Source organism: Streptomyces longispororuber, assembly GCF_024448165.1.
GTDB classification, from domain to species: Bacteria; Actinomycetota; Actinomycetes; order Streptomycetales; family Streptomycetaceae; genus Streptomyces; species Streptomyces longispororuber_A.
Genome location: NZ_JAMOLN010000112.1, coordinates 17,337 through 33,568 on the forward strand (window position 1 = coordinate 17,337; position 16,232 = coordinate 33,568).

Consider the following 16,232-nt stretch of genomic DNA (forward strand, 5'->3'; position numbering starts at 1 on the left):
CGGGGCGGCCCCTGACCGGGCCGCCCCGCACGGGCGCGTCAGCGCACCGGGGCCGGGATCACGGGAACGACGTGATCTTGGACGGGACGGTGTCGGTGCCCGAGGTCGGGGCGCCGGTGTCGTTCACGACGTGGGCGTACTGCCCCTTGCCGCCGAGCGAGATGACCTGGATGTCGTGCAGCTTGATGCCCGACTTCACCGGGACCTGGAAGCCGTGCTGCTGCACGATGCTCGGATCGGACGTGAAGTTGCAGTAACTGCCCAGGCCCCACGCCTCGTGGGTGGTCACACTGTCGGCGACCTTGTAGGCGGCGTAGCCGACGATGCCGTCGTGCGTCACGGCCGCCGCGTTGGGCACGTCGTACGCCTTCTCGTTCTGGAAGAAGATCGTGCGGCCGCGCTCACCGTTCCAGAGCACGTCGTACTTGTTGAAGTGCTCCACGAACAGGCCGGTGGCGAGGACGTCGTCACCGTTCACGACGAGCCCGTAGTCGGCGCGGTTGGTCTCCCAGCCGACGCCGTCGCCGTGGTCGGCCCGCCAGATCCACGTATGGTCGACGATCACGTCGTCGCTGTTGACGACCACGGAGTTGGTGGCGAGGCCGGGGCCCGCGCCGCCGATCCGGACGAACACGTCCTGCATGGAGGTCGGGTTCGCGGCGTGGTCGGCGCTCGCACCGGCCCCGCCGATCTGCAGCAGCGTGTCGGACTTCTTCGAACCCGCGTCGATGAGGAAGCCGGCCAGCTTCACCCCGTCGACGTCGGCGACGTGCATCGCGTCCACGCCGTTGTCCGGGACGATCGTGGCGAGACCGAGCCCGAGCACCACCGTGTCGGCGCGGTTGACATTGATGGTCCGGTCGAGGTGGTAGACGCCGGGCGTGAACAGCAGGTTCAGGCCCTGGGAGAGCGCCTGGTTGATGGTGGCGGCGGTCGCCCCCGGCTTGACGACGTAGAACTGGCTCAGCGGGAGCGAGGTTCCCGCGTTCGCCGGCCAGGACACGCCGCGCGCGTTGGTGCGCTTGGCCGGGACGAACACCTTGTAGTCGTTGCCGTCCAGGTAGAGGAACGGCTTCTCGCGGGAGACCGGGGTGGTGTCGAGCGTGGTGTACGGGCCGGTGTCGAAGTTGGTCGCCGGGGCGCCCTGCACACCGGAGAACGTCATGTTCCACACGCCGTTGGTCCAGCCGCCGACCGAGCTGTCGCGGGTGTACCACTGCTGCTGCGAGTACGGGCCGACCGTGCCGTCGATCTTCGAGTCGGCGATGTACCCGCCGGATGCCCAACCGTAGCCGTTCGGCGCGAGGTTGAGGCCGCCGGTGACGTGGATGCGGCGGAACGGCGCGGCCTGCGCGACGGCCCAGCGGTCGGTGCCGTTCACCGGGTTGAGGGAGAGGTTCTCGGCGGAGCGCCAGAAGTTCTGCGTGGCGTTGCCGTTGAACCAGCCCGCGTCGACCGTGACGTCACCGTTGATCTTCGTGTCGTCGGGGTTGATCCCGAGACCGGAGATCGAGGTGTAGAAGCCGAGTTGGGCGTTGATGTTGTTGTACGTGCCCGGCTTCAGCAGGAACTGGTAGCGCTGCGAGCCGAACTGGTTCGACTCCTGCTGGGCGAAGACCTGGTCGAACTTGCCCTGCAGATTCGCCGTGTTCGGGTCGACGACGATGACGTTCGGGCCGAGGTCGCCGCCGCCCTCGACGGGCGGGGTGGTGGAGCCCGACCCGGTGTGCACCGCGACCTCCCACAGCGAGTAGCCGTAGCCGGTGGCGCGGGTGGTCCCGTGGACGCGCAGATAGCGGCCCGAGCCGCTGACGTCGTACGAGGCCTGGCCGCCGGTGGCGCCGGTGACGTCCTTCAGGGTCGTCCAGCTCTGGCCGTCCGCGGAGGCCTGGATCGTGAAGGCCTTGGCGTACGCGGCCTCCCAGTTGAGGTCCACCTTGCAGATGGTCTGCGACGAACCGAGGTCGACCTGGACCCACTGCGGGTCGGACGCGGCGCTGGACCAGCGGGTGCCGGTGTCGCCGTCGAAGGCGGCCGAGGCCGGGGTGCCGGCGTTCTCCGTGGAGGACGCGGTCGCCGGGCGGCCCTTGGCGGCGTTCGCGGTCGAGCAGTCGTCGGCGGGCGGCGTGCTCCCGGAGCTGCCGAACACCTGGAACTCCCAGAGGGAGTAGCCGTACGGGGTGGCGCGGGTGACGCCGGTCATGCGGACGTACCGGCCCTGGCCGGAGACGTCGAGGGTGTCGGTGCCGCCGTCGGAGCCGGTCACCGACTTCAGGTCGGACCAGGTGCTTCCGTTGTCGGAGACCTGGATCCTGTAGTCCTTCGCGTAGGCGGCCTCCCAGTTGAGGACGACCTTGCTGAGCGTCGCCGACGCGCCGAGGTCGACCTGGAGCCACTGGTTGTCGGTGGCGGCGGACGACCAGCGGGTGCCGGTGTCGCCGTCGACGGCGTAGGCCGCGGGCGTTCCGCCGTTCTCGGTGGAGGAGGCGGTGGCGGTTCTGCCCTGGGAGAGCGGCGTCTCGGCGGCGGCTGCCGTCGAGGTCTGGGCGGGGATGGTCAGCAGCGCCGCCGCCGTGGCGAGCGCGATCCCCACGGATCTGAGTCTCATGCGTGTCACTCCGTGCGGGGTGAGGGCGAAGGCGGCCCCGAGATGCCCTGAGGAAGCCCCGAGGCAGCCTTCACCAAGTGAGCGCACGTCTGGACCGACGGGCGCTGTGGAGCGCACCCCTGCCATGCGCGGAAGGGGTGAACGGCTAAGTGATACGGCTTAGTTCGAGCTTTGATTTAAGGGTCGAGGCAACTGTTCGGCAAGACCTCGGGAGCGACTTCTTTTCACACCTCGAACGTAAGGATCACCCCAACTCCAGCGTCCGGCCCGCTCACCAGCCCAGATCCCACGACCAGGCATCGGTGTTCACTCGCGTGTTGTCAGAAAGTGGAGGCGAGTCGCCGGCGCCCGAGCGTGATTCCCGGAGCCGCAGCCGGCCGGGACGGCGCAATCGCCCCTGCCCGCGCGGTCGGCGGAGTGCCATGCTGGCAACCTGCGCGTGGCACATGCGCGGTGAACGGCACGGTTGCCTGCACCTGTGTTCCGGGAGGCACGGTCATGTCGTCGCAGATCCTCCTGGGCTCTCGGCCCACGTACCGGCGGCGCCGCCGCGTCGTCGCGATCGTCGCCGCCCTGGCGATCTCGCTGCCGGCGGCCGGCTGTTCCGACGGGGGAGCCCGGGCGGACAGCGACGACACCTTCGTGTACCTGTCCAGCAGGGGGCTGGTGACCGAGTGGGACCCGGCGCGCTCCTACTCCGACGAAGTGGTGGCGCTGTCGAACACGTACGAGACTCTCACCCGGTACAACGCCGGGTCCGGCAAGACCGAGGGGGTGCTCGCGACCCGGTGGACGTCGTCAAAGGACCGCCGGACCTGGACGTTCACCCTGCGGGACAACGTACGGTTCCACTCCGGACGCCCGCTGACCGCGCAGGCGGTGAAGGCGTCCATCGACCGCACCATGAGACTGAAGGCCAGCGCCTCGTACGTGTGGGACCCGGTGCGGAGCATCACCCCGATCGGCAAGCGGAAGGTCCGCTTCGAGCTGTCCCGCCCGGCACAGCTGGACATCATCGCCTCCGCCACGTACGCGGCCTGGATCTACGAGGTCTCCGACGCCAAGGACTACTACAAGGCCAACGCCCGCGGCACCGGCCCGTACATGGTCACCTCGTGGAACCCGAGCAGCGAGAACGAAGTGCAGCTGACCGCCTTCAAGGACTACTGGGGCGGCTGGCGCACGAACCAGTACAAGAACGTGGTGTTCCAGGCGGTGCCCCAGGCGTCCACGGAGGCACAGCTCATGCGCTCGGGTGAGGGGACCTACACCGGTGGGATGCCGCCGCAACTCCTGGACACGCTGCGCGGCCGGCCGGACCTCCGCGTGTACGAACGGCCTTCGTGGCAGACCCTGATCGGCCTGATGAACACGCAGAAGAAGCCGTTGGACGACATCCGGGTGCGCCAGGCGGTCGCGAACGCGCTCGACTACCAGGAGCTCGTCAAAGCGAGCAGGGGCGCCCTCGTCGCCTCCGACGGCGTCATCCCCAAGGGCATGTTCGGACACACCACCACACTGGACCTGCCGGGTGACCAGGACCGCGCCCGGAAGCTGCTCAAGGAGGCCGGGTACGGCCCGGGCAGCGGCCGGACCATCACGCTGGAGATGACCTACCCCGCGGGCGAGGACACCGTCCGCACCCTCGGCGACCTGATGAAGGCACAGCTGCGCCCGTTCGGCATCGACCTGAAGGTCGAGGGCCTGGCCTGGGCGTCGGCGCAGTGGCCGCGCGCCAAGAAGAAGAACGTGAACGAGCGACAGGACATCTTCGTCATGTGGTGGTGGCCGGACGACCCCGAACCGTTGTCGTACTTCCGCAACGTGTTCCGCACGGAGAAGGAGATCTCCTACAACCTCGCCTACTACTCCAACCCCGAGCTCGACCGGCTCATCGACTCGGTCGGCGCGCTCACCGCGACGGACCCGGACGACGCCGTGCGGACCTACCGCACGATGCAGGAGATCATCATCAGGGACGCGCCGCAGCTCTTCCTCGGCACCAACACCTACCAGCGGGTTCTGGCCGGCGACGTCAAGGGCTTCGTCGACAACCCGGCGTACGCGAACGTCGTGTTCGTCCACGACCTCACCCACCACTGAACGGGGGCGGACATGAAGCGCGCCCGCAGCGGCCGCGGTCGGCCGATGATCCGCTACGCGGCGCGCCGTTCGGTGCTCTCGGCCCTGGTCGCCTTCGGGGTGGTGGTGCTGACGTACCTGATCGCGCGGGTGGTGCCCAGCGACCCCGCGGGTGTCTGGGCGGGGCCACGGGCATCGGCCGTGGAACGGGCGAGGGTCCGCGCCGAGCTGGGTCTCGACCGTCCCGTCGCCGAGCAGATCGTCTCGTACCTGACCGGGGTGTCGCGCGGCGACTGGGGCCTTTCGGTCCTCACCCACCGTCCCGTCCTCACCGATCTGCTCACGCGGCTGCCCAACACGCTGCAGCTGGTGCTCGCCGGAATGGTCATCGGGCTCGCCGTCGGCATCCCCGCGGGCCTGTTCGCCGCCCGATGGCACGGAGGGACCGTCGACCGGCTGGTGCGGTCCGGCGCGCTGCTGAGCGCCGCGATCCCCACGTTCTGGCTGGCGCTGCTCCTGCAGACGCTCATCGCGAGCCGGCTCGATCTGCTGCCGATCGCGGGCAGTTACGACCGTGCCGTGATGGGCGCGCATCCGGTGACCACGGTCACCGGCCTGCCCCTGCTCGACGCCGTACTCACCGGGAACGGGGTGGCGGCGACCGATCTCCTCGACCACCTGTTGCTGCCGGCACTCGTGGTGGCCTCCTATCCCGCGGCCGTCCTCGCGCGCATGGTCCGGGCGAGCATCCTGGACGCCGTCGGCGAACCGCACATCCAGATGGTGCGCGCGCTCGGCTTCCCCGAGCGGGTCGTCCTCGGCCGCTTCGCCCTGCGGCTCGCCTGGAACCCGGTGCTCCAGCTCACCGCGCTGATCTTCGGGTACTCGCTGGTCAACACCTTCCTCGTGGAGGCGGTGTTCGACTATCCGGGGCTCGGCCGGTACGCGGCCGACGCGGTGCAGTCCCTGGACGTACCGGCCGTCGTCGGGGTGACGCTCCTGGTCGCCCTGCTCTACCTTGCCGCGAACCTGGCCGTCGACCTGGCACAGGCCGCCCTCGACCCGCGCGTCGCGCTGCGGTGAGCCGACGGTGAGGGCGCGCGGTGCCCGCGGCGGCCGGACGGCGCTGGTCCTCGCCCTCGGGGGAGCAGGCGCCATCGTGCTCGTCGCCCTGCTCGCACCGGTCCTCGCCCCGTACCCGGAGGACGCGACCGGTGCCGCCGAGACCGCTCAGCTTCTGCGCCCGCCCTCCGCAGCCCACTGGTTCGGCACCGACGAACTGGGTCGTGACGTGTTCTCCCGCGTGCTGTACGGCGCGCGCATCGGCCCCGTCGTCGCGGTGGCCGTGGTGACGGTCTCGCTGGTGGTGGGCACCGTGATCGGGGTGGTGGCCGGCTACTTCGGCGGCTGGATCGACGAACTCCTCATGCGCCTCACCGATGTCTTCCTGGCCGTGCCCGCTCTGCTGCTCGCACTGGCCCTGGCCACGGTCCTTGCGCCCGGTCCGGTGGGACTGACCGTCGCGCTGACGGTGACGTGGTGGCCGTGGTACGCCCGGCTGGTGCGGGGCGAGACGGCGTCGGTCGTCGGCCGCCCGTACATCGAGGCGTGCCGGGCCCTCGGTCTCGGCCACCGCCGCACTCTCGTCCGCCACGTCCTGCCCAACGCCTCGACGCCCCTGCTGGTCCAGGCCTCGACCGACGTCGGCGGGGTGCTGCTCGTCGCCTCCGGACTGTCCTTCCTGGGCCTCGGCCCGCAGCCGCCGACCCCCGACTGGGGCCTGATGGTGGAGCAGTCGCAGAACTACTTCACCACCCACTGGTGGCTCGGCACCTTCCCCGGAGCCGCCATCATGCTCGTCGCGGGCGTGTGCTTCCTCCTCGGTGATGTAGTGCGCGACCGCTTCGACCCCCGCCATGTCCCGCGCCCCACTCAGCGGGCCTGACCGATGGTCTCCGCCCGTGACGCCGCTTGGCTGCAACTGCGCGACGTACGCGTCCGGTTCGGGTCCTCCGACGCCGAGCCCGTCGTCCGCGTCGATGAACTGCCGCTGGACGAGCGTGAGTTCTTGGGGCTGGCGGGGGAAAGCGGCGCGGGCAAGACCACGGTCGGGCTGACCGTCCTGGGACTGACGCGGCGCGCGGGCGCCCACGTCCGCGGCAGCATCCGGCTGGCAGGCGAGGAACTGCTGTCGATGCCCGAGCGGCGATTGCGGCGGTTGCGTGGCTCCACGATGACCCTGATCCCGCAGAATCCGGCCACCGCGTTCAACCCCGTACTGCCCGTGGGCGTGACGGTGCTGCGTACGCTGCGACTGCACGGATGCAGCCGCGCCGAGGCCCGCGGCCGCGCCGCGGCCGGACTGGAACGCGTCGGTCTGTCCGCCGCACACCTCGACCGCCACCCGCACCAGCTCTCCGGCGGACAGCTCCAGCGCGTGGCGATCGCCCTGGCGTCGGCCCTCAGGACACGACTGCTCATCGCGGACGAGCCGACCAGCGCGCTGGACGTGACGGCCCAGGCGCAGATCTGCACCCTCCTGACGCAGCTGCGCGCGGAACACGGCACGGCCGTACTGTTCATCAGCCACGACCTCGCGCTGCTGGCCGGACTGTGCGACCGGATCGCCGTACTCCACCGGGGGCGGGTGATCGAGGACCGGCCCGCCACCGAGCTGGTCACCGCCCCACACGCCGACCGCACCCGGCAACTGCTGGCGGCCGCACCACGGCTGCGTGGACTTCCGGTGCCAGGGCCACGCGACCGACGCGGCGAAGAACCCGGCGACGAGAACCGCGAGGCGCGCGACGACGGATACGACGAGGAGGCCGCCGATGGTGCTTCAGGCCCGTGACCTGACCGTCGTGTACGGCGACACGACCGTGGTGGACCGGGTGAACCTCACCCTGCCCGAAGGCCCCCTCGGCCTGGGACTGATAGGCGAGAGCGGATCGGGCAAGACGACGGTGGCCCGGTGCCTGCTGGGCCTGGTGGCACCGGCCGGCGGCACGGTGACCTTCAACGGCGTCGACCTCACCGCGATGCGCCGACCGCGTCCGTACCGCCGTGCCGTACAGATCGTCGTGCAGGACACCGAGGGCGCGCTCGACCCGCGGATGCGGGTCGGCAGGGCGATCGGCGAAGTGCTCCGGGCACACCGGATGGTGGCGCGCGGCGTCGAACGGCACCGCGTCACCGAACTGCTCACCGACGTGGGACTGACCGCCGAGCACGCCGCACGCTACCCGCACCAGCTCTCCGGCGGTCAGCGCCAGCGCGCGGCGATCGCCCGCGCACTGGCCGTACGGCCGCGCTTCCTGATCCTGGACGAACCGACCAGCGCACTGGACACCACCGTCCAGGCCCGCATCCTCGACCTGCTCCGCCGGCTGCGCACCGAACACCGGCTCTCCTGCCTGCTGATCTCACACGACCTCGCGGTGGTGGAGCAACTCTGCCCGCGCGTGATCGTCATGCACCACGGACGCGTGGTGGAGGAGGGGGACCTCACCGACGTCCTCCACCACCCCCGGCACCCCGCCACCCGCACCCTGCGCGACGCCGTCCCGCGCCTCACGTCCTCGCCTCCGCCGTAGGTCGTTCAACGCACTCGACCCCGGGGTTTCAGCGGAACAGGCGGCAGCTCAGGCGCATCCAGCCGCCCTCCGTCGTACCCCTTCACCTCCCCGAACCGCGACCCGAGCATCCAGTCCTCCCGAGCCTGCGTGATCTCGTCCTGGTTGCGGCCGATGAAGTTCCACCACATGACGAGCTCCTCCTCGAACGGCTCGCCGCCGAGCAGCATCAGCCCCGCGTCCGACTCCGCCCGCACGGGCAGTTCGGTGCGGCCGCAGCCGAGGTAGAGCATGGAGCCGGGCAGCAGCGGGACGCCGTCGACGTGCGCCTCGCCGGACATCGACAGGACGGCGTACTCGAAGTCGCGTTCCAGCGGGACCCGGACGTCCGCTCCGCGGGAGAGGGCCAGGTCCGTGCCGACGAGGGGGGAGTACGTCGTGCCGGGGGACGTCGCCCCGTCCAGCGTGCCGAGGACCACGGTGGCCGTGAGACCGGGCGCCGTCACCGTGGGCAGCGCGTCGTGGTGCTCGAAGTGCGGGTCCGTGTGCCGGTGGGCGTCGGGGAGCGCCACCCACAACTGCGCGCCGTGCAGGAAGCGGGCGTGCGGCCGCGGGCTCTCCTCCGAATGGGAGATCGCGCGGCCCGACGTCATCAGGCCGAGCTCGCGCGGCCGGATCGTCTGCAGGCTGCCGGTGCTGTCGCGGTGCAGGACCTCCCCGTCGTGCAGCCAGCTCACCGTCTGCAGCCCCATGTGCGGGTGCGGCGGCACCTGCATGCCCGGCTCGTCCGCGATGTCGTCCGGACCGTAGTGGTCGACGAACGCCCACGCGCCCACCATGCGGCGGCCCAGGTTGGGCAGCAGTCTGCGCACCTCCGTGGACTCGCCGAGCTTCACCCGGCGCGGGCTGAGGAGTTCGCGGACCGGGTCCGCGACGACGAAACCCCGCCCGCCGCACACGGAGGGAACCGCCTCGCGATCAAGATTGCTCATGTCGGACAACCTAGCCCCGTGGCCGTCCGCCGTCAGTCCCACGACGGGAAGTCGCTCCGTCGGACGGCGCGTGCGCCGTCGCGTCCGCCGCCCGTACGGGTCACCCCAGCAGGCAGTGGCCCGCCCGGGCCACTGGAATGGACGAGTGCCCCATCTGACCGCGGTGCCCGGCGCCCCGCCGCCGGACGACTGCCTCGCCCGCAACGACTGGATCTGCGGCGAGTATCTGAGCACGCGCCGGCACATCCTGGTCGACGCCGTGGTGCAGCACCTGCAGATCACCCTGGTCGCGGTCGCCATCGCGCTGGTCATCGCCGTGCCGCTGGCCGTCGTCGCCCGCCGCTGGGGGTGGGCCGCCGGGCCGGTGCTCGCCCTGACGACCGTGCTGTACACGATCCCGTCGCTGGCCATGTTCTCGCTGCTGCTGCCCGCGTACGGACTGTCCGCCACCCTCGTCGTGGCCGGCCTCGTGCTGTACTCGCTGACCCTGCTCGTACGGAACATCCTGGCCGGGCTGCGGGCCGTTCCCGAGGAGACCCGGCAGGCCGCCCGGGGGATGGGCTACGGGCCCGTCCGACTGCTGCTCACCGTCGAACTGCCGCTCGCCCTGCCCGCCGCCATGGCCGGGCTGCGCATCGCCACGGTGTCCGCCGTGTCCCTGGTGACCGTCGGGGCGATCGTCGGGTACGGCGGCCTGGGCAACCTCATCTACTCCGGCATGAACACGTACTTCAAGGCCCAGGTGCTCACCGCCTCCGTGCTCTGCGTCGTCATCGCGATCGCCGCCGACCTGCTGCTCCTGGGCGCCGGACGGCTGCTGACCCCCTGGACGAGAGCGAGCCGCGGATGAAGACCCTCACCGACGCCTGGGACTGGCTCACCGACTCCGCGCACTGGGCCGGCGACGACGGCATCTGGCACCGCCTCACCCAGCACCTGGTGCTCACGGTCGTCTGCCTCGTCATCAGCTGTCTGATCGCACTGCCTGTCGCCCTCGTCCTCGGCCACCTCGGCAAGGGCGGGGCGCTCGCCGTCAACATCTCCAACGTCGGCCGGGCCGTGCCCACCTTCGCCGTCCTCGTCCTGCTGCTGCTCACACCGCTCGGGCAGTACGGCGAAGGCCCCACCGTCGTCGCCCTCGTGCTGTTCGCCGTGCCACCGCTGCTCACCAACGCGTACGTCGGCATGCGCGGCGTCGACCGCGAAGTGGTGCGTGCCGCGCGCGGGATGGGGATGACCGGGCGGCAGATGCTGCTGCGCGTGGAGGCGCCGCTCGCGCTGCCGATGATCCTCACCGGTGTCCGGATCGCCGCCGTGCAGCTCGTCGCCACCGCCACCATCGCCGCGCTGGCGGGCGGCGGCGGGCTCGGGCGGATCATCACCGCCGGGTTCAATCTCGCCAGTACGCCGCAGGTCGTCGCGGGCGCCGTGCTCGTCGCCGTGTTCGCCCTCGTCGTGGAGGGGCTCTTCGAGATCGCCGAGCGGCTCGCCCCGGCCTGGGCGCGGGGGAGGGCAGGCGGATGAGGAGCCTCGTGCGCAGGGCCGGTGCCCTGGTGGGCGGAGTGCTGCTCGCCGTGGGATGCACCGGAGGGCCGTCGCTGGAGAACCAGGGCGAGGTGACCGCGCCGCCCGGCGACAGCAAGCACCTGGTCATCGGATCGGCCGGATTCACCGAGAGCGATCTGCTCGCCACCATGTACGCGCTGCTCCTGAAGGACGCCGGGTACGGCACCCAGATCCTGTCCGTCGCCAACCGCGAACTGTACGAACCCGCCCTGGAGTCCGGGCAGATCGACGTCGTCCCCGAGTACGCCGCGACCTTCGCCGACTGGCTGAACGCCAAGACCAACGGGGCCGACGCCGCCCCCGTCGGCTCGCCCGACCTCGACGCCACCATGAAGGCCTTGCGGGACCTCGCCCGGCCCCGCGGCCTGGTCGTCCTCGACGCCGGCCGGGCCGTCGACCAGAACGCCTTCGCCGTCGCCGGCACGTACGCGACGGAGCACCGGCTCAAGACGCTCAGCGACCTCGGCGCCTCCGGCCTGAAGGTGCGGCTCGCCGCGGGCGACGAATGCGTCCAGCGGCCCTACTGCGAACCGGGCCTGAAGAAGGTCTACGGCATCGACATCACGGGCGTCGACCCCAAGGGCGTCGGCACCACGCAGTCCAAGAAGGCGGTGCAGAACGGCCAGGACCAGATGGTGCTCACCACGACCACCGACGCGACGCTCGCCGACTTCGGGCTGGTCCTCCTCGCTGACGACAAGCACCTGCAGAACGCCGACTACATCGTGCCCGTCGTCAACCGCTCGCGGGCAGGCAGCGACCGCGTCGCCACCGCCCTTGGCGCCCTCAACTCCGTGCTCACCACCGCGGACCTCGCCTCCCTCAACCAGCAGGTCGACAGCTGGCGGCGGCTGCCCGAGGACGTGGCGCGCAGCTATCTGGAGGACAAGGGACTGCTGAAGTAGTCCGGTCCGCAGGATCAGGAAGGTCCGGACGGTGCGGGCTGGGTACACGACCGCGTATGACTCGAGCCGTCGTCGTCGGCGCGGGCGTGCTCGGCGCCTGCGTCGCCCACCACCTCGCCCTCGCGGGCGTCCACGTCGTCGTCCTGGAGGAGGCCCGGCCCGCCGCGGGCACGTCAGGGGCCACGTTCTCCGCCGACGTCACCCACCTGAAGACCCCGTACGCCTACTACCGGTTGAACCGGCAGGGATCGGACGGACACGTCCGCCTCGCCGACGAACTCGACGGCGCGCCGTGGCGGCACCCCGTACCGCTCGTCCAGTGGGCGGCGGACGACGCGGCCCGCCGGGCGCTGCGCGACAAGGCGTCACGGGCCAGGGGCTGGGGCCACGCCTGCCGGCTCGCCCCGCCGTCCGTGCTGCGCGACCTCGCACCCGCCGTCGACCCGGACGCCTGCGCCGCCGACGAGGTCGTGGTGCACGAGAACACCGCCTGGTTCGACGTGCCCCGCCTCGTCGACGCCCTGCTCGCCTCGGCCCTGCGGCACGGCGCCGAAGCCCATGACGGCACGCCGGTCACCGGACTGCTGCGCGCGGGCGGGCGGGTCACCGGGGCCGTGGCGGGGGAGCGGCGCTGGCCCGCCGACGTCGTCGTCAACTGCGCGGGGCCCGCGGCGGCGCGCGTCGCCGGGTTCGCGGGGGTGCGCCTGCCCGTGCGGCGGGTGCCCGGGCTCGTGGCGGAGTGCGGCCCGCTGGCCGGCGGCCCGCTCACCGCGATCGTCGCGGCCCCCGGGATCGACCTGCGGCCCACAGCGGACGGCGGGGTGCTCGCCCTGTCGTGGGAGGTCGACGCGCGGCTCGGCGGCATCGTCGGCGGCGGCGTCGACGGGCTGCCGCGCGAACTGCACCGCCGCGCCCGCACGGTGGTCCCCGCACTGCGGTCGGCCGCCGTCGCCGACGCCCGGGTCGGGGTGCGGCCCGTGCCGCTCGACGGCCTGCCGCTGGTCGGAGCGGTGCCGCGGGCGCCCGGCCTCTACCACCTGGTCTCGCACAGCGCGGTGACGCTGGCCCCGGTCCTCGGCCGGCTCGCCGCCCGGGAGATCGCCACCGGACGGCCGGTGCCGGAACTCGCCGCGTACCGCCCGGACCGGCCCGTCCCCGGCGACGTACAGGACGAGAACCTGCGCGCGATGGACCGGCACCGGCCCGCGTCGGCGCCGGACTCTCGACCTGAGGTCTAGGGTGAGGGTTCGGTGATCCGGGCGGCGGCGCTCAGGCGTCCGCGACCGAGTCGAACTCGACCTCGTCGCGCCCCACGCCCTGGGCGTCCGCGTCCACGGAGCGGCGCAGCGCCTCGTGCAGCTTCGCCGGGGTCAGCACACCGAGGAACCGCGAACCGTCGAGGACCGCCACCCAGCCCGCGTCGTGCTGCAGCATCACGCCGAACGCCTGCTTGAGCGGCGCGCCCACCGGCACCCACGCGTTCATCCGGTGCGCCAGGTCACCGACGCGGCCGTCCGCACCGGCCAGGGACACGTCGTCGATGCCGACCCAGCCGTGCAGGTCCCCCTGCTCGTCCAGGACCACCGCCCAGCGGGCCGCCTCGTCGCGCATCCGGGCCGCGGCCTGCGTCGCCGGTTCGTCCAGCCGGGCCACCGACGGCTGCTCCAGGTCGTCCGGCTCGATCTCGGTCACCGACAGCCGCTTCAGACCCCGGTCCGCGCCGACGAACTCGGCGACGTACGGCGTCGCGGGCGTGCCGAGGACCGCGCCCGGGGTGTCGAACTGCTCGATGCGGCCCTGCCCGTACACCGCGATGCGGTCGCCGAGCCGCACCGCCTCCTCGATGTCGTGCGTGACCAGGAGGACCGTCTTGCGGACCGCGGCCTGCATCCGCAGGAACTCGTCCTGCAACTGCTCGCGCACCACCGGGTCGACCGCGCCGAACGGCTCGTCCATCAGGAGCACCGGCGGATCGGCCGCCAGCGCGCGGGCGACCCCCACGCGCTGGCGCTGGCCGCCCGACAGCTGTTCCGGATAGCGGCCGCCGTACGTCTTCGGGTCGAGGCCCACCAGGTCGAGCAGCTCGGCGGCGCGCGCCCGCGCCTTCGCCTTCTTCCAGCCGATGAGCGCGGGCACCGTCGCCGTGTTGTCGAGGATCGTGCGGTGCGGGAAGAGGCCGACCTGCTGGATGACGTAGCCGATCCGGCGCCGCAGTTTGACCGGGTCGATCGTGGCGATGTCCTCGTCCGCCACGAAGATCCGGCCGGACGTCGGCTCGATCAGCCGGTTGACCATCATCATCGTCGTGGTCTTGCCGCAGCCGGACGGCCCGACGAGCGTGACCAGTTCGCCCTCGTTCACCTCGAACGAGAGGTCGTCCACCGCCGTCGTGCCGTCCGCGTACCGCTTGGTGACCTGATCGAACCGGATCATGCCCTCAACGTAACCGCGTGTCTCACTCCCCGCTCACCAGCACCACCTCCAGGGTGCGCGGACCGTGCACCCCCTCGACCCGGTCCAGCTCGATGTCGCTGGTCGCGGACGGGCCCGAGATCCACGTCAACGGACGTGCCGGATCGAGCCGTCCGAGGGCCTGCGGGACCGAGGACACGACCTGGTCGGGGACGCGCACCACGCAGACGTGGTGGTCCGGGACGAGCGTGATGCGGCGGCGCCCCTGGTCGGGGGAGCCGTCCAGGACGATGGTGCCGGTCTCGGCGACCGCCACCGCGCAGGCGGTGACGACGCTGTCGACCCCGTCGAGTTCGGCGGGGGTGGTGGCCGCCTCGTCGGCGACCCGGGTCGCGTCGGTCGCCGACAGCCAGTCCGCCGGCAGCCCGGGCGGTGTCACCACCGAGCGCGAGCCGTGCGCGGCGAGGAGCCCGGCGACCGTGTCCGCCAGCTCCCCGGCCGTGCACCGGTGCACGATCGCCCGGTAGTCCGCCAGGTTCTCGGCGAGCAGTTCCACCGTCTGCCCGGTCGTCCGGGAGCCGTGCTCGCGCAGATAGCCGCGGTCGACGTCCGTGCCGTACGACTCCGGTGCGCCGACCGGACCGCCGAGCGCGCGCCGCACCCGGCCCAGGATCACGTCCCTGCTGCTCACTTGCCGCCGTCCTTTCCGGCCTTGCCGCCGCCTGTCCGCTGCCACCAGTCGCGGAAGGACTCCGCCGGCACAGTCGGCAGGTCCCGGGTCGCCGTCCACGCCCTGCCGGGGCCCGGCACCGTGCGCGGATGGAAGCGGCGGGTGCGCGAGGCCAGCCGCTGGCCGGCGCCGAGGGCCGCCGGGTGGGTGAACGCCCAGCGGGCCGCGCGCATCGCGGCCCGCTCCGCCGCGTGGCCCTTCGCCGGCTTGAGGGTGACCTTCGCGCCGCGCCGGGTCACCTCGCCGCCCTGGACGACCCGTTCGCGCAGGTGCACCAGGACCTCGGGGATGTCGATGGCGACCGGGCACACCTCGTAGCAGGCGCCGCAGAGCGACGACGCGTAGGGCAGCGAGGCGTCGATCTCGCTGGCGGTGCCGCGGAGCTGGGGGCTGAGGATGGCGCCGATCGGGCCCGGGTACACCGAGCCGTACGCGTGGCCGCCCGCCCGCTCGTACACCGGGCAGACGTTGAGGCAGGCCGAGCAGCGGATGCAGCGCAGCGCCTGCCGGCCGACCTCGTCGGCGAGGGTGTCGGTGCGGCCGTTGTCGATCAGGACCAGGTGGAAGGTCTGCGGGCCGTCGCCGTCGGTGGTGCCGGTCCAGGTCGACGTGTACGGGTTCATGCGCTCGGCGGTGGAGGAGCGGGGGAGCGTCTGGAGGAACACCTCCAGGTCCTGCCACGTCGGCACGGTCTTCTCGATGCCGACGACCGAGATGAGCGTCTCGGGCAGGGTCAGGCACATCCGGCCGTTGCCCTCGGACTCCACCACGACGAGCGTGCCGGTCTCGGCGACCATGAAGTTCGCGCCCGAGATGCCGACCTTCGCGCGCAGGAACTTCTCGCGCAGGTGGAGGCGGGCGGCCTCGGCGAGCTCGGCCGGGGTGTCGGTCAGGCCGTCGGGGGCGGCCCGGCCCCAGCTGCCCATCTCCTTGGCGAAGATGTCGCGGATCTCGCCGCGGTTGCGGTGGATGGCGGGGACCAGGATGTGCGAGGGGCGGTCGTCGCCGAGCTGCACGATGAGTTCGGCGAGGTCGGTCTCGTAGGCGCGGATGCCCTCGGCCTCCAGGTGCTCGTTGAGGCCGATCTCCTGCGTGGCCATCGACTTGACCTTGACGACCTCCGTCTCGCCGGTCTCCCGGACGAGGCGGGTGACGATGCGGTTGGCCTCGTCGGCGTCGGCGGCCCAGTGCACGGTGCCGCCCGCGGCCGTGACCGACTCCTCCAACCGGACGAGGTAGTGCTCCAGATGACGGAGCGTGTGGTCCTTGATCTGCTTGCCGGCCTCGCGCAGCTGCGCCCAGTCGTCGAGTTCGGCGACGGCGCGCGCCCGCTTGTCGCGGATGGTGTGCGTGGCGTGCTTC

General features: G+C 71.9%; 14 protein-coding genes. 9 read left to right on the forward strand and 5 right to left on the reverse strand.

Going from position 1 to position 16,232, the window contains the following annotated elements; genetic code table 11:
* Positions 1–58: 58 nt before the first annotated feature.
* Positions 59–2,608 (reverse strand): discoidin domain-containing protein, encoded by a 2,550-nt coding sequence (locus M4J07_RS27995; protein WP_255976010.1) that lies wholly within the window; start codon positions 2,606–2,608, stop codon positions 59–61.
* A 498-nt stretch (positions 2,609–3,106) separates the two neighbouring features.
* Between M4J07_RS27995 and M4J07_RS28000 the strand changes: the two genes are divergently transcribed.
* From M4J07_RS28000 to M4J07_RS28020, 5 genes are read left to right on the forward strand one after another with little or no spacing between them, the layout of a single operon-like run.
* Positions 3,107–4,711 (forward strand): ABC transporter substrate-binding protein, encoded by a 1,605-nt coding sequence (locus M4J07_RS28000; protein WP_255976012.1) that lies wholly within the window; start codon positions 3,107–3,109, stop codon positions 4,709–4,711.
* Between the two features lie 12 nt (positions 4,712–4,723).
* Positions 4,724–5,773 (forward strand): ABC transporter permease, encoded by a 1,050-nt coding sequence (locus M4J07_RS28005; protein WP_255976014.1) that lies wholly within the window; start codon positions 4,724–4,726, stop codon positions 5,771–5,773.
* 7 nt (positions 5,774–5,780) lie between these two features.
* The gene (locus M4J07_RS28010) at positions 5,781–6,635 is read left to right on the forward strand and encodes an ABC transporter permease (RefSeq protein ID WP_255976016.1); all 855 of its coding nucleotides are present in this window, start codon (positions 5,781–5,783) and stop codon (positions 6,633–6,635) included.
* Positions 6,636–6,638: 3 nt separating this feature from the next.
* Entirely contained in the window at positions 6,639–7,544 is a 906-nt protein-coding gene (locus tag M4J07_RS28015) for an ATP-binding cassette domain-containing protein (protein WP_255976018.1), read from the forward strand.
* Positions 7,525–8,286 carry an ABC transporter ATP-binding protein gene (locus tag M4J07_RS28020; protein ID WP_255976020.1) on the forward strand — a complete coding sequence of 254 codons (762 nt, stop codon included), beginning with the start codon at positions 7,525–7,527 and terminating at the stop codon, positions 8,284–8,286. The genes M4J07_RS28015 and M4J07_RS28020 overlap by 20 nt, the downstream gene beginning before the upstream one ends.
* Before the next feature lie 5 nt (positions 8,287–8,291).
* Here the strand turns inward: M4J07_RS28020 and M4J07_RS28025 are convergent, their stop codons facing one another.
* Positions 8,292–9,257: a pirin family protein gene (locus tag M4J07_RS28025; protein ID WP_255976022.1), complete on the reverse strand. Its 966-nt coding sequence runs from the start codon at positions 9,255–9,257 to the stop codon at positions 8,292–8,294.
* Positions 9,258–9,411: 154 nt separating this feature from the next.
* Between M4J07_RS28025 and M4J07_RS28030 the strand changes: the two genes are divergently transcribed.
* From M4J07_RS28030 to M4J07_RS28045, 4 genes are read left to right on the forward strand one after another with little or no spacing between them, the layout of a single operon-like run.
* Positions 9,412–10,107 (forward strand): ABC transporter permease, encoded by a 696-nt coding sequence (locus tag M4J07_RS28030; protein ID WP_255976040.1) that lies wholly within the window; start codon positions 9,412–9,414, stop codon positions 10,105–10,107.
* Positions 10,104–10,781 (forward strand): ABC transporter permease, encoded by a 678-nt coding sequence (locus M4J07_RS28035; RefSeq protein WP_255976024.1) that lies wholly within the window; start codon positions 10,104–10,106, stop codon positions 10,779–10,781. The genes M4J07_RS28030 and M4J07_RS28035 overlap by 4 nt, the downstream gene beginning before the upstream one ends.
* The gene (locus M4J07_RS28040; protein WP_255976026.1) at positions 10,778–11,728 is read left to right on the forward strand and encodes an ABC transporter substrate-binding protein; all 951 of its coding nucleotides are present in this window, start codon (positions 10,778–10,780) and stop codon (positions 11,726–11,728) included. The genes M4J07_RS28035 and M4J07_RS28040 overlap by 4 nt, the downstream gene beginning before the upstream one ends.
* A gap of 56 nt (positions 11,729–11,784) precedes the next feature.
* Positions 11,785–12,966: an NAD(P)/FAD-dependent oxidoreductase gene (locus M4J07_RS28045; protein ID WP_255976028.1), complete on the forward strand. Its 1,182-nt coding sequence runs from the start codon at positions 11,785–11,787 to the stop codon at positions 12,964–12,966.
* A 31-nt stretch (positions 12,967–12,997) separates the two neighbouring features.
* Here M4J07_RS28045 and M4J07_RS28050 read toward each other — a convergent pair whose 3' ends face one another.
* The 3 genes from M4J07_RS28050 to M4J07_RS28060 all read right to left on the reverse strand — a co-directional run.
* Positions 12,998–14,161 carry a betaine/proline/choline family ABC transporter ATP-binding protein gene (locus M4J07_RS28050; RefSeq protein ID WP_255976030.1) on the reverse strand — a complete coding sequence of 388 codons (1,164 nt, stop codon included), beginning with the start codon at positions 14,159–14,161 and terminating at the stop codon, positions 12,998–13,000.
* 22 nt (positions 14,162–14,183) lie between these two features.
* Positions 14,184–14,831 carry a LutC/YkgG family protein gene (locus tag M4J07_RS28055; RefSeq protein ID WP_255976032.1) on the reverse strand — a complete coding sequence of 216 codons (648 nt, stop codon included), beginning with the start codon at positions 14,829–14,831 and terminating at the stop codon, positions 14,184–14,186.
* On the reverse strand, positions 14,828–16,232 hold a 1,405-nt coding region (locus tag M4J07_RS28060), incomplete at its 5' end, for a lactate utilization protein B (RefSeq protein ID WP_255976034.1). The genes M4J07_RS28055 and M4J07_RS28060, both read right to left, overlap by 4 nt.

Bases quoted from the DNA above. Each gene is read 5' to 3' on its own strand.
- M4J07_RS27995 (WP_255976010.1), bottom strand. From the start codon at position 2,608: ATGAGACTCAGATCCGTGGGGATCGCGCTCGCCACGGCGGCGGCGCTG.
- M4J07_RS28000 (WP_255976012.1), top strand. From the start codon at position 3,107: ATGTCGTCGCAGATCCTCCTGGGCTCTCGGCCCACGTACCGGCGGCGC.
- M4J07_RS28005 (WP_255976014.1), top strand. From the start codon at position 4,724: ATGAAGCGCGCCCGCAGCGGCCGCGGTCGGCCGATGATCCGCTACGCG.
- M4J07_RS28015 (WP_255976018.1), top strand. From the start codon at position 6,639: ATGGTCTCCGCCCGTGACGCCGCTTGGCTGCAACTGCGCGACGTACGC.
- M4J07_RS28020 (WP_255976020.1), top strand. From the start codon at position 7,525: ATGGTGCTTCAGGCCCGTGACCTGACCGTCGTGTACGGCGACACGACC.
- M4J07_RS28025 (WP_255976022.1), bottom strand. From the start codon at position 9,257: ATGAGCAATCTTGATCGCGAGGCGGTTCCCTCCGTGTGCGGCGGGCGG.
- M4J07_RS28035 (WP_255976024.1), top strand. From the start codon at position 10,104: ATGAAGACCCTCACCGACGCCTGGGACTGGCTCACCGACTCCGCGCAC.
- M4J07_RS28040 (WP_255976026.1), top strand. From the start codon at position 10,778: ATGAGGAGCCTCGTGCGCAGGGCCGGTGCCCTGGTGGGCGGAGTGCTG.
- M4J07_RS28045 (WP_255976028.1), top strand. From the start codon at position 11,785: ATGACTCGAGCCGTCGTCGTCGGCGCGGGCGTGCTCGGCGCCTGCGTC.
- M4J07_RS28050 (WP_255976030.1), bottom strand. From the start codon at position 14,161: ATGATCCGGTTCGATCAGGTCACCAAGCGGTACGCGGACGGCACGACG.